The 12,592-nt window shown below is 29.5% G+C and carries 12 protein-coding genes; all 12 read right to left on the bottom strand.

The window, feature by feature from the left end; translation table 11 throughout:
- Positions 1-6: 6 nt before the first annotated feature.
- Positions 7-1,026, bottom strand: a complete 1,020-nt coding sequence (pheS, locus tag I6E15_RS00400) for a phenylalanine--tRNA ligase subunit alpha (RefSeq protein ID WP_235243383.1) — start codon at positions 1,024-1,026, stop codon at positions 7-9.
- Between the two features lie 17 nt (positions 1,027-1,043).
- On the bottom strand, positions 1,044-1,505 hold the full coding sequence (locus I6E15_RS00395; RefSeq protein ID WP_177160445.1) for a YfcE family phosphodiesterase: 462 nt from the start codon (positions 1,503-1,505) through the stop codon (positions 1,044-1,046).
- An 18-nt stretch (positions 1,506-1,523) separates the two neighbouring features.
- On the bottom strand, positions 1,524-2,318 hold the full coding sequence (locus tag I6E15_RS00390) for a hypothetical protein (protein WP_177160446.1): 795 nt from the start codon (positions 2,316-2,318) through the stop codon (positions 1,524-1,526).
- 40 nt (positions 2,319-2,358) lie between these two features.
- Complete coding sequence (gene gyrA, locus I6E15_RS00385; protein ID WP_235243381.1) at positions 2,359-4,917, bottom strand: DNA gyrase subunit A; 2,559 nt, start codon at positions 4,915-4,917, stop codon at positions 2,359-2,361.
- A 30-nt stretch (positions 4,918-4,947) separates the two neighbouring features.
- Positions 4,948-6,855 carry a DNA topoisomerase (ATP-hydrolyzing) subunit B gene (gene gyrB, locus I6E15_RS00380; protein WP_177160448.1) on the bottom strand — a complete coding sequence of 636 codons (1,908 nt, stop codon included), beginning with the start codon at positions 6,853-6,855 and terminating at the stop codon, positions 4,948-4,950.
- Positions 6,856-6,883: 28 nt separating this feature from the next.
- Positions 6,884-7,438 (bottom strand): DUF721 domain-containing protein, encoded by a 555-nt coding sequence (locus tag I6E15_RS00375; RefSeq protein WP_235243380.1) that lies wholly within the window; start codon positions 7,436-7,438, stop codon positions 6,884-6,886.
- Positions 7,425-8,513: a DNA replication/repair protein RecF gene (recF, locus tag I6E15_RS00370; protein WP_235243378.1), complete on the bottom strand. Its 1,089-nt coding sequence runs from the start codon at positions 8,511-8,513 to the stop codon at positions 7,425-7,427. Before recF ends, I6E15_RS00375 begins: the two co-directional genes overlap by 14 nt.
- Before the next feature lie 9 nt (positions 8,514-8,522).
- The gene (gene yaaA / locus I6E15_RS00365) at positions 8,523-8,729 is read right to left on the bottom strand and encodes a S4 domain-containing protein YaaA (RefSeq protein ID WP_235243376.1); all 207 of its coding nucleotides are present in this window, start codon (positions 8,727-8,729) and stop codon (positions 8,523-8,525) included.
- A 124-nt stretch (positions 8,730-8,853) separates the two neighbouring features.
- Positions 8,854-9,564, bottom strand: a complete 711-nt coding sequence (locus I6E15_RS00360) for a biotin--[acetyl-CoA-carboxylase] ligase (protein WP_235243374.1) — start codon at positions 9,562-9,564, stop codon at positions 8,854-8,856.
- The gene (locus I6E15_RS00355) at positions 9,545-10,339 is read right to left on the bottom strand and encodes a nitroreductase family protein (RefSeq protein ID WP_235243373.1); all 795 of its coding nucleotides are present in this window, start codon (positions 10,337-10,339) and stop codon (positions 9,545-9,547) included. The genes I6E15_RS00360 and I6E15_RS00355 overlap by 20 nt, the downstream gene beginning before the upstream one ends.
- Before the next feature lie 16 nt (positions 10,340-10,355).
- On the bottom strand, positions 10,356-11,636 hold the full coding sequence (locus tag I6E15_RS00350) for an ArsB/NhaD family transporter (RefSeq protein ID WP_235243372.1): 1,281 nt from the start codon (positions 11,634-11,636) through the stop codon (positions 10,356-10,358).
- 22 nt (positions 11,637-11,658) lie between these two features.
- On the bottom strand, positions 11,659-12,588 hold the full coding sequence (locus I6E15_RS00345; protein ID WP_235243370.1) for a PTS sugar transporter subunit IIA: 930 nt from the start codon (positions 12,586-12,588) through the stop codon (positions 11,659-11,661).
- Positions 12,589-12,592: the final 4 nt, after the last annotated feature.

Genomic DNA, 12,592 nt, shown 5'->3' with positions numbered 1-12,592 from the left:
ACTCTCCTACTTAAATTGTTTTAAAAATCTTGTGTCATTTTCAAAGAATGCTCTTAAATCATCAATTCCATGTCTAAGCATAGTTATTCTTTCTATACCCATACCAAATGCAAACCCTGAAACTTCATCTGGATTATATCCTACTGATTTTAAAACTTCTGGGTCTACCATTCCACAACCCATAATTTCTAGCCAACCACTGTTTTTACAAACTCTACAACCTTTACCTTTACAGATAACACATTCTACGTCCATTTCTGCACTTGGTTCTGTAAATGGGAAGAAATGAGGTCTAAATCTTACTTTTGTATTTTCTCCAAAAACTTTTTCCATAAAAGTAGTAAGTATTGCTTTTAAGTTAGCAAAAGAAACATCTTTTCCTACCATTAATCCTTCGATTTGATGGAACATTGGTGTATGAGAAACATCATAGTCTGGTCTATAAACTTTTCCTACACAAACCATTCTAAAAGGTGGTTTCTTTTCTAGCATATATCTTACTTGAACTGGTGATGTTTGAGTTCTTAGACATACTTCATCAGAAATATAGAAAGTATCTGTTATATCTCTTGATGGGTGAGATTCTGGTATATTTAAAGCATCAAAGTTATATTTTACAAGTTCTATCTCTGGTCCATCAGCAACGTCAAATCCCATATCCATAGCGATTTTTTTAAGTAAATTTGCTGTTTCTGTCAATGGATGTAATCTTCCAGGTACTGCTTTTTTTCCAGCAAGAGTTATATCGATTACTTCTTCTTCTAATTGTTTAGCTTTTAACTCTTTTGTAATCTCCTCTTTTTTACTTTCGATAAATTCTGTTATCTCTTGTCTAATTTCATTTAAAAGTTGTCCAATAACAGGTCTTTCTTCAGCAGAAAGATTTTTCATTCCTTTAGAAATCTCTGTTACAAGCCCTTTCTTTCCTAAATATTTAACTCTAAAATCTTCTACTTCTTGCAAAGTAACAAGTTTTAAAATTTCTTCTTTTGCTTGAGATTTAAGCAAAGATAATTTTTCTTTCATTTTCCCTCCCGTAAAGATTATTGAATCTCTTTATGAATCAATTCAATTTTTTTGTTTTCTTCTATGTTGATAACCCCGTAGCTGCCACAAAGAACAGCTCCAGGGTTAAATAAAATTATATTTTCTTTTTTGCTTAGGTATGGAGAATGAGTGTGACCAAATATTGCAACATCAGCCCCCTCTTCTCTCCCTTTTATCTCTATATTATGGTAGTTTCTTTTTACACCATAGATATGTCCATGAGTGATAAAAATCTTTCTTCCTAGTATCTCCACAAGCTCTTCATCTTTAAAATCACTATCATAGTCACAATTTCCTCTAACTGTTACAAATTTTATATCAGGAAATACAAATTGCATGTGTTCTATATCTTCATTTCCATCTCCTGAAAACATTACCATTTGAGGATTTTCTTTTTTTATAATTCTATATAGACGTTCAAAACAACCATGAACATCTGATACTACTACTATTCTCATTTTATCCCTTTTCTATCATTAAGCTATAAATAAAGTTGTTTCTGCTTGTTCCATTATTTTTATTCCAACTTTCTTAGTTAGTTTTTCATATAAATATGAGTTACTTAAGTTACCCATTATTAATACATCTTCTTCTTTACAGATTTGTAAAAAAGCATCTGAATCAGATTTCAAAAGTTTTACAGATTCTACTTTTAATCCTTTACCTTCCATAAAAGCGTTTAAGTAATTTTCTTTATTTTCTTCTTCATCATCTACTTCTAATGAATCAACTAGCTCAAAAGATTTTATCTCTTTTATATGAGTAAAAATATTTGCAAATCTTTGGAAACTTTTATTAACTTTTGTTCCGTCGTCATTAGCAATAGCTATTTTTTCTAATCTAAGAGGTTTATCTCTTACAACTATTATTGGTTTATAGAATCTTTTCATCAATACAATTAAATCTTCTGTAAATCTTTCCTCTTTTTCTATAAGAAGCATATCAGATTTTTTTAGCTCTTGTATAACTACTTCTGGAGTTATTCCAAAACTTACTTCTAGCTCAGCATCTATCCCATTTTCTTTAAGTTCAGCTTTTATTTTTTCAATCTCTTTTTCTTCAAAAGCATTCCACTCTTTATTTATTCCAGCTAACATTGGTTCTAGCATAATTCCATCTACTGCATTTGGTAAAAACTCTTTCTTTCTAACATCTCTTACATGAAAAGGTCTTATTCTAAATCCAAAATTATCCCTCAAATAAATAGCACTATCTATAAGATTTTTTCTATTGTAACCATTCCCTAAAACTAAAAGTACATTTCTTTCCATAAAAAAACCTCCTTTTTCATTGTAAAGCATTATGATAAATCTATATTTCTTCGTCTTCCTCGCTATCAAAAGTTTGGAATAAATTATCTTCTTCTATCTCTTTAGATATTTCATCTTTTGTTGCTTTTTCAAGTTCTAAAGTTTCTTCTTCATCTTCTGAAAGAATTCTTTCTTCATCTTTTTCATTTTTTATTTTTACAACAGCAACAACTTTTGAATTGTCATCTGTTTTCATTATTGTAACTCCTGAAGTAGCTCTTCCATGAACTGCTATTGAGTCAACAGAAGTTCTTATTACTACACCTTGAGAATTTATTGCAATTATTTCTTCATCTTCTATAACTGGTTTTACTCCAATTATATCTCCTGTTTTTGGAGTAAGTTTGAAGTTTATAATTCCCATTCCACCTCTTTTTTGAGTAGTATATTCTATTACTCTAGTTCTTTTTCCAAATCCATTAGAAGTTACTGTTAGAATTGTTTCATTTTCTGGATCTGTTATTAAAAGAGCTGATACAACGCTATCTCCAGGTCTTAACGTAATTCCTTTTACTCCAATAGCTGTTCTTGAAATACTTCTTACTTCATTTAAGTCCATTCTTACAGAGTATCCAAGTTTTGTTGCAATAAATAATTGATCGCTTTCTCTTCTGATAAGTCCTGCAAATACTAAAGCATCTCCATCTCTAAAGTTTATTGCAATTTTTCCATTGCTATTTATATTAGCATATTCCATAAGATTTGTTTTCTTGATTGTTCCATCTTTTGTAACAAATATTACTTCTTTATTATCTGTAAATTCTCTTACTTTTATAATAAATGTTGGCTTTTCATCTTCTTGGAAATTAATTATATTACTTATTAATTTTCCTCTTGATTGTTTTGAAGTTTCTGGGACTTCATAAGCTTTCATCTTATATACTCTACCTTTATCTGTGAATATTAGTACAGTATCAAGGTTAAGCATTACAAACATATCAGATACAAAATCATCTTCTATTGTATTTTGGCTAGAAACTCCTCTTCCACCTCTTTTTTGGGCTTTATAGTTATCTATACCAATTCTTTTTACATAACCTTTATTTGTAATAGTAAGTATAACTTTTTCATCTTTGATAAGATCTTCCACATCAATATCTTTTCTTTCATCTTCTATTAATGTTCTTCTATCGTCGTTATACTTTTCTTTTACTTCTACTAACTCTTGTTTCATTATATCATATATTTTTTGGTCATCTGCAAGAATTTCCTTAAATTCTTTTATTTTTCTTTCAAGTTCTTGGAATTCTTGTTCTATTTTTTCTCTTTCAAGACCTGTTAATCTTTGAAGTTTCATATCCATAATAGATCTTGCTTGAATTTCTGAGAAAGCATATTTTTCTATTAATAAATCTTTAGCTGTTGTTGAATCTTTTGAATTTTTAATAAGAGAAATTATTCTGTCGATATTTTCTAAAGCTATTCTAAATCCTTGTAAAATATGATCTCTTTTTTCTGCTTTATCAAGTTCAAATCTAGTTCTTCTTGTGATAACTTCAAATCTATGTTTTACATATTCTTCTAAAACTTCCTTTAAGCTTAAAACTTTTGGTACATTATTTACTAGGGCTAACATAATAACCCCAAAAGAAGTTTGAAGATCTGTATATTTATAAAGTTTATTTAAAACTATTTCTGGTTCTTCACCTTTTTTTAATTCTATTACTATTCTTATACCGTCTCTATCTGACTCGTCTCTTAAATCAGATATTCCTGTAAGCTTTTTCTCTTTTACTAAAAGAGCGATTCTTTCAATAAGAGCTGCTTTGTTTACTTGATAAGGAATTTCATTTACTATAAGAGCTTGTTTTCCATTAGAAGCATCTTCTACTTTAATTTTCGCTCTAACTTGGATTTTTCCTCTTCCTTTTGTATAAGCATCTTGAATTCCTTTTCTACCATTTATAATTCCACCTGTTGGGAAATCTGGTCCGGGGATATACTCAATTAGTTCTTGAGAAGTTATATCTCTATTATCTATAAGAGCTAAAGTCCCGTCAACAAGTTCTCCTAAATTATGTGGCGGAATATTTGTTGCCATACCAACAGCTATACCAACAGTTCCATTAAGTAAAAGACTAGGAATTTTTGCAGGTAATACAACTGGTTCATCTAATGAATCGTCAAAGTTTTTTCTGAAATCTATTGTATCTTTATCTATATCAGCTAGAATTTCATCAGTTATTTTTGCCATTCTAGCCTCAGTATATCTCATTGCTGCTGCTCCGTCTCCGTCTATAGATCCAAAGTTTCCATGTCCCTCTACAAACTCATATCTATAGTTGAAGTCTTGAGCCATTCTTACCATAGCTCCATACACAGCACTATCACCATGTGGGTGATATTTACCTAGAACTTCCCCAACGATTCTGGCACATTTTTTAAATGGCTTATCGTGAGTCATTCCAAGCTCATTCATAGCATATAAAATTCTTCTATGAACAGGTTTAAGTCCATCTCTAACATCTGGTATCGCTCTACTTACAATAACACTCATTGAGTAATCTAAGTAGCATTGTTTCATTTCCTCTTCTACATATTTATCTATTATATTAGACATTCCTATCTATTTCCTCCTAAATTAATTACACTAGATATCTAAATTTTTAACAAACTCTGCGTGAGCTTCAATAAATTCTCTTCTTGGTTCTACCTTATCTCCCATAAGTTTATCAAATATTAAGTCAGCCTCTCTCGCATCATCAACTCTTACTTGATAGAAAGTTCTAACATCTGGATCCATTGTAGTTTCCCATAGTTGTTCAGGATTCATCTCTCCTAATCCTTTATATCTTTGTAGTGTATATTTTTTATTTTCAGAATCCATTTTTAATTGAATATCTTTTAATTGTTTATCTGAATAAGCATATTGTACAGATTTTCCAGAAGATATTTTATAAAGTGGTGGTTGAGCTATATAGATATTTCCATTATGTAATAGATCAACTAAATATCTATAGAAGAATGTTAAAAGTAAAGTTCTAATATGAGCTCCGTCAACATCGGCGTCTGTCATTATAACTATCTTTCCATATCTTAATTTTTCTATATTAAAATTATCTCCTATTCCTGTACCAAAAGCTGTGATCATAGATCTGATTTCAGCATTTTCTAAAGCTTTATGAAGTCCAGCTTTCTCAACGTTTAGTATTTTTCCTCTAAGTGGAAGTATAGCTTGGAATCTTCTATCTCTTCCTTGCTTTGCTGATCCTCCTGCTGAATCTCCTTCGACTATATAGATTTCACATTCTTGAGGATCTTTTGAAGAACAGTCTGCTAATTTTCCAGGAAGTGAACCTACTTCAAGAGCTGATTTTCTAAGAACTAACTCTCTTGCTTTTTGAGCTGCTTCCCTTGCTTTTTTAGAGTTTAAAACTTTATCTATTATAACTTTCATATCACTTGGGTTATCTTCTAGGTACATTTTAAGTTGTGCACTAACTAAAGAAGATACAACTCCAGTAACTTCTGAGTTTCCTAATTTTGTTTTTGTTTGTCCTTCAAATTGTGGTTGAGGAATTTTTACAGAAATTATAGCTGTAAGTCCCTCTCTTATATCACTACCTTGAAGTTTTCCATCTTTATCTTTTAGGTATCCCATAGATTTTCCTAAATCATTAATAACTCTTGTAAGAGCTACTTTATATCCACTAACGTGAGTTCCTCCTTCATGAGTATGAATATTATTTACAAAAGAATAAATAGTTTCTCTTTGATTTGTATTGTAAAGCATTACTGCTTCAAAAATTATTCCATCAGCTTCACCTGACATATATATAGGTTCTTTTATAAGTTTTACGCTATCTTTTTCAACCTCTTTTATATAATCAATTATTCCACCTTGGAAATGAAGTGCTATTGATTTTACTGGTTCTTTTCTTGAATCATTCAATTCAATTTGTAACCCTTTATTAAGGTAAGATAACTCTTTTAATCTTGTTTCAAGAGTTTCATAGCTATAAACTAAAGTTTCAAAAATTTCTCCATCTGCTTTAAATCTTACTTTAGTTCCTGTTTCATCAGCTTCACCAATAATTTTTACATCTTCTTCTGGTTTACCTCTATCATATCTTTGAAACCATATTTTTCCATCTCTTTTTACTTCTACTTCAAGCCACTCTGATAAGGCATTTACAACAGAAATTCCAACTCCGTGAAGTCCTCCTGATACCTTATAGTTATCATTTTCAAATTTTCCTCCAGCATGAAGTACTGTAAGAACTATTTCTAAAGCTGATTTTCCATATTTAGGGTGTAATCCTGTAGGAATACCTCTTCCATTATCAATAACTTCTATTATATTGTTTGGAAGAACGTTAACTATAATTTTATTACAGTATCCTGCCAACGCTTCGTCTATTGAGTTATCTACAACCTCCCATACCAAGTGATGCAATCCTCTCTCAGAAGTTGTCCCTATGTACATTCCAGGTCTTTTTCTAACTGCTTCCAACCCTTCAAGAACCGTAATATCTCCTGCTTGATAATTATTACTCATCTTTTCCTCCAATTCTATTTTAAAACTTTTAATTTTTATTAATTACTGTCTGTATAGGTATCCCCATACACTTATCACAAAAATCTCTCTTACCTAAAAATATACTTCCACACTCTTTACATTTTGAATATCCCTCTTCTAAAAGATACTCCTCTCTTTTTTTAGAAAGTTTAGACAGATATTTTATACTTTCTTCCAAACTCATTTTCTCTGTTTTATATTCTTTAGGTATTACTCTTTTATCTTTTATCTTTTTTTCATATTCATTTTTTAATTTTTCTATTTCAAATTTATTTTCTATATTAATTTTTCCAGTTCTAAAAACTATATTATTTACATAATCCCCTTGAAGATACCCATTTATCTTTTGGATATATTCATATTTTTTCATATTCATAAAGTGAAGATATGTTGAACTTTCAACTCTAACATACAGAACTTTTTCTCTTATTCCTATAACTTCAGAAATCTTATGAACCTTGCCAACTATCTCTTCCCATTTTCCAACAAGCATAGCAGTTCTCAAAGTATTACTTTTTTTCATAGCTTCCAAAATCATACTATCCATTTCAACAATCTTCATAAATCTCACCTGATTTTACAAAAAATATCTTGGCTCCAATTTCCATTTTCTCTGTTGAAGTTATTATCACTTGAATATCTCTTTTTTTTAAATAATCTAAAATATTCTCTTTTCTTATAGAATCAAAATAAGAAGAAACATCATCTATCAAAAATACTGGATTTTCTCTTTTTTCTTTTAATATCATATCTATCTCAGACAACTTCAATGAAAAAATTATTGATTTTTTCTCCCCCTGAGAGGAGAAAGATTTTGCCTCTTTTTCATCTAACAAAAACAAAAAATCATCTTTTTGTGGTCCCACATTGGAATATCCATACCTTATCTCTTTTGAAAACTCTGTTTTTATTTTTTGCCTAAAAAGTTCTTCTAAATGATTTATATCTATATTTTTTATCTCTCCTAAAAAAGAGTTATATTTTAGGGATAACTCTTTTTTATTATCAAAAAGTTTTCTATAATTTAGATTAAGAATTATAGAAATATTTTTTACATATTCTATTCTTTTCTTAATAAGTTTAGCACCATATTTTATAAACTCATCTTGGTAAATCTGAAACATCTCATCTCGATAATTTCCATCTTTTAAATATTTATTTCTTATTTTTAAAAGCTTTGTGTACTCTTTTAAATTTTTAAAATACTCTTCATTTCCTTGAGCTATCTCTCCATCAAAAAATTTTCTTCTCACAGATGGACTACCTACAATAAGTTCAATATCTTCAGGAATAAATGAGATAACATTTACCTTTCCATAAAATTCATCATATGGAATTTTTTTTCTATTAAAGGAATACTCTTTTTTTTGGCTATCTATTTTTACACTTAAATTTTTTTCACTTATCCTATCTTCATACTCTATAAAACAGCCAACTTTATTTTTTCCATATTTTATCATATCTGGATTTTTAGAAGTTCTAAAACTTTTTCCAGTGGCTCCAAAATATACTGCCTCAATAACAGAGGTTTTTCCCTGTCCATTTTTTCCTAGAAATAAATTTATCTTTGGAGAAAACTTTAAATTTCTATCTATTAGATTTCTAAAATTTACATAATTTATCTCTAGTATTTTCAAAACACACCTCTACTCTATAACAAATTCTTTTCCAAAAGCTTCTACCTTATCCCCTGAACGAAGTTTTTTTCCTCTTCTTGTTTCAACTTCTCCATTTACTTTAATTTCATTATTTAAAATCATATCTTTAGCGTCAACTCCGCTTTCTGCAATTCCAACCCATTTTAAGAATTGGTCTAGTTTTATAAACTCTGTATCTATTTTAATTCTTTCCATTTTTCCTCCTTAAAAAACTTTTGTTTACTATATATTTTAACATAAATTGCTTTATTTTTCAATTTTTTATCCTTTGTGTACAATAAAAAATCGCCTAATAAACCCACTAGGCGACTTCATTTTTTTATTTGTGAATGTGGATTTCTCCAACAGAAAATGTTTCTCTTTTTCCGTCTATCTCTATGATTATTTCTCCACTTTTTGCTATTTCCTTAGCAACTCCATTTTTTTGATTTCCCTCTCTAAAATCTATTATGATATTTTTATCCAGAAGATAATTTTTACTGTTAAGATAGTTTAAAATCTCCTCCCAGTTACCATTTAAGTAATAGTTTATATTTTTCTTAAAATCCTCTATAACTTGAAAAATTACTTTTTCAATATCATAATTTTTTTTAGTTAATTCTTTCAAAGAGATCCCTTTTCCAATAGCTTCACCTTTTATCTGATTGTTTAGGTTTATACCTATACCAATGATAAAATCTTCTCTTTTTTTCTCAACTAAAATTCCACTAATTTTTTTATCGTTGGCGTATACATCATTTGTCCATTTGAATTGAAATTTTATATCTTTTTCCATCTCTTCAAATGTTCTAAGCAAAGAATATCCAACTACAAGAGGTAATTTTACATATTCACTAATAGCCACATCTTTTTTTTCTTTTAAGATAAAACTAAAATAAGCTCCTCCCTCTTCAGATGACCAGTTATTTCCTCTACGTCCTCTACCTGAACTTTGAGATTTAGCAATAGCAACTTCAAATTCCTCTTTTTCTTCCAAATTTTTTAAAAAATTATTCGTAGAATCTATTGTTTTAAATCTGTGTATCTTCATTTTCCTCTCCTACTAAGAATTTCCAAACCCCATTTCTTCTTTTCCATTCACCCTCACAATTAGCATTTCTTGCCCCTTGTTCAAAGTGAAACATAGCTATTCCCATATCTATTTTTTCATATCCACCATTTTCTTTAGAAGTGATAGTAATATTTCCATCATTTTCTCTAAAAATCCAAGGTTGTCTGTTCATAGCTGATGGAGCTTTTTGTACAAACTCCATTCCTCTCACTGCCCAATCTTTTTTAGTTTCATCGATTTTATCTATGTTTGGAAATAAATCTCCTATGCTTTTTCTTTTTCTTCCTATTACAGATATAAGTTTTTCAAATCCATCTTTTTCTTGTGATTCTACTTTTCCAAAAGCTATAAGACAATAGATTTTTTCTCCATAATCAAGACTTATCTCTTCAAAAATCTCTTTGTGATCGTAAGTAGCTCCTATCCAACAAGTTCCAAACCCCATTTGAACCAATTTTAAAACAAGATATTCCCCGTAGTATCCTATTTTTTCTTCTATTTTTTTCTCTTTGGTTTCTCCAATAAGAGCTATATATGAATTGCACCCTCTAATCAATCCATAAGAACCAAAACCACTAAAAATTTCTCCACCATAATTTGCTACTGCTTTAAAAGAAAGACCTCTCACTTCGTTGATTCTGTCTAAAATCTCTACTATTTTTACTTCTTCTTCTACTGTTATTTCTTCGTCTGTAAACTTTCTTCTTGAGGTTCTACACATTATCTCACTCGTCAGATTTTCTTCTACTTTCATTAAATTCATTTCCTCCCTAATTATATCTAACCAATAAATAAATTGTCGCTACCAATAATGTTTGAATAGATATTGATGCTCCAAATTTTAAAAATTTTACAAAATCTATTTTACAACCAGCTTTTTTAGAAGCTGCTACTGCTACAACATTTGTTGCTGAAGCTAATATTGTAAGATTTCCACCTAAACAAGATCCAAAAGATAATGCCCACCACAAAGCATTTAAGTTGTCTTGTCCTTGGAAAGTTGGTAACATTACATTGACTATTTTTGAAACTGTAGCTGCGTTGGCTACGTTTCCTATTACAGAAGTAAACATTCCAGAAAGCCAAGTTATTGAAATAAGAGCTAACTTAAAGTTTCCTTTTGTAAAATCTGCCAATTTATTTCCTATAAAGTCTATTATATGAAGATTTTCAATCCCTGTTATCATCATAAAAAGACCTATGAAGAAAAATAAAGTTTCCCACTCTACATTAACAAGTATCTCTTTTGGTTCTTTTTTAGTAAGTACTACTAAAAATATCGCCCCTGAAAGAGCTATTATTGCAAGTCCTTTATTAATAAAATTATTTAGTACAAATCCTATAAGTACCATTGAAAAAATTATCATTGATACTTTTAAAACTTCTATATCTTTTAGAGAACGACTAGAGTCTATCTCCATAATTCTTATTTTCAAATCTCTTGATATGTGCATTTTTCTGCAATAAAAGAAATAAACATTTCCTAAAAGTATTATCATTGAAATAATTGCCATAGGCGCTGTATTTGCTAAAAATGCATTAAATCCTAATTCTCCTTCTGACCCTATAATAAGTTGTGTTGGATCCCCTATAAGAGTTGCAAGTCCACCGATATTTGCTGACATAATCTCTGTCATAACAAATGGGAAAGGATCTATTCTTAACTCATTTGCTAGTAATATTGATATAGGTGCCATCAATAGAATTGTTGTCACATTATCTAAAAAAGCTGAACATAAAGCGGTTATAAGTGAAAGCATAACAATCAGTCTAAAGGGTTCTCCCTTTGTAAATTGAGCCACTTTAATAGCAAACCATTGGAACACTCCTGTTTCTGAAATAATGTGAACCATCATCATCATTCCTATAAGTAAAAGCAATATTTCAAGTCTTTCATATATCGCCTTAAGAGCTTGCTCCTCATTTAAAATGCCTATCAATGCCATTATAAGTCCTCCTAGCATTGTCGCCCAAGCACTAGAAATTTTTTCTGTAATTATAAAATAAAATATTACGATAAATATTAGTACCCCGATTGTTAAGTAAAACATTCTGCCTCCTATTATTCAATTGTTAAATGTGAAGAACTTTTTTAATTATATCATATCTTCTGATAACTCCACGGAATTTTCCTTCATCAACTACATAAAGTCTTGTGTATCCTTTGTTGACCATTACAAAACATATTTCCATTATTGGAGTTTTTCTATCTAAAATATGTAAATCTTCTTTCTTTCTATAAATATCTTTTATTGTTGCTGTTTCCTCTTTCAAAAGATATTCTTCAAAAGGTTCTCCTATTGTTAAAAAGTCTAAATCTCTCATCAATGACAAGTATTTAGGCATACCATAGCTTATAAGCTCTTTTTCTGTTATCTCTCCTAAAAAGTTATTTTCTTTATCAACTACTGGAATTCCTCCAATTTTTTCACTGATTAATCTTTTTGCTACTTCTTCCAAAGTTGTATCTTCATACACTGGTGTAATATTAGGGCTTAAAACATCATCTGCTATTATTTTATGATCAAATTCTATATTAGCCTCTTCAATAGCTTTTAATACCTCTTTGGCAGATTTTCCAGATTTTATTTTTTCTAAATATTCTGGCTTTTTCATAGCAATTTTTGAAATTCCACCCATAATTTTTAACATATTTTTATTTTTCAATATATCAGAAATTACTAGAAATACTACTTTTACATGGTCTTTCTCATCTAAACCTTCCACTTTTATTTCAAAAGGCTCCTTTAAAATCCCAACTGCTACTATAAAATCATTGAAATTTGCTATTCTAGCATGAGGAACTGCTACTCCCATTCCTATTGCTGTTGAAATCTCTCTTTCTCTTTTTATTACTGCCTTTTTTATTTCTTCTTTCTTGTCAGCTACTACTTTATCTTCACTGGCAATTTTTTCTACTAATTTTTCTATTATTTCTTCCTGTGTATTTCCCTCAATGTCTATAAAAATCAGTTTCTTATCAAAATAGTTAGAAAGTTTCATAATT

Source organism: Fusobacterium perfoetens (genome assembly GCF_021531475.1).
Lineage (GTDB): Bacteria > Fusobacteriota > Fusobacteriia > Fusobacteriales > Fusobacteriaceae > Fusobacterium_B.
This window is presented reverse-complemented; position numbering and strand designations above follow the sequence as displayed.

What these genes read in the sequence shown, in the direction of transcription:
- pheS (WP_235243383.1), bottom strand. Translation starts at nt 1,026, where the DNA reads ATGAAAGAAAAATTATCTTTGCTTAAATCTCAAGCAAAAGAAGAAATT.
- I6E15_RS00395 (WP_177160445.1), bottom strand. Translation starts at nt 1,505, where the DNA reads ATGAGAATAGTAGTAGTATCAGATGTTCATGGTTGTTTTGAACGTCTA.
- I6E15_RS00390 (WP_177160446.1), bottom strand. Translation starts at nt 2,318, where the DNA reads ATGGAAAGAAATGTACTTTTAGTTTTAGGGAATGGTTACAATAGAAAA.
- gyrA (WP_235243381.1), bottom strand. Translation starts at nt 4,917, where the DNA reads ATGTCTAATATAATAGATAAATATGTAGAAGAGGAAATGAAACAATGC.
- gyrB (WP_177160448.1), bottom strand. Translation starts at nt 6,855, where the DNA reads ATGAGTAATAATTATCAAGCAGGAGATATTACGGTTCTTGAAGGGTTG.
- I6E15_RS00375 (WP_235243380.1), bottom strand. Translation starts at nt 7,438, where the DNA reads ATGAAGATTGTTGAAATGGATAGTATGATTTTGGAAGCTATGAAAAAA.
- yaaA (WP_235243376.1), bottom strand. Translation starts at nt 8,729, where the DNA reads ATGGAAAGAATTAAAATAGATACAGAGTTTATAAAACTAGACCAATTC.
- I6E15_RS00360 (WP_235243374.1), bottom strand. Translation starts at nt 9,564, where the DNA reads ATGAAGATACACAGATTTAAAACAATAGATTCTACGAATAATTTTTTA.
- I6E15_RS00355 (WP_235243373.1), bottom strand. Translation starts at nt 10,339, where the DNA reads ATGAAAGTAGAAGAAAATCTGACGAGTGAGATAATGTGTAGAACCTCA.
- I6E15_RS00350 (WP_235243372.1), bottom strand. Translation starts at nt 11,636, where the DNA reads ATGTTTTACTTAACAATCGGGGTACTAATATTTATCGTAATATTTTAT.
- I6E15_RS00345 (WP_235243370.1), bottom strand. Translation starts at nt 12,588, where the DNA reads ATGAAACTTTCTAACTATTTTGATAAGAAACTGATTTTTATAGACATT.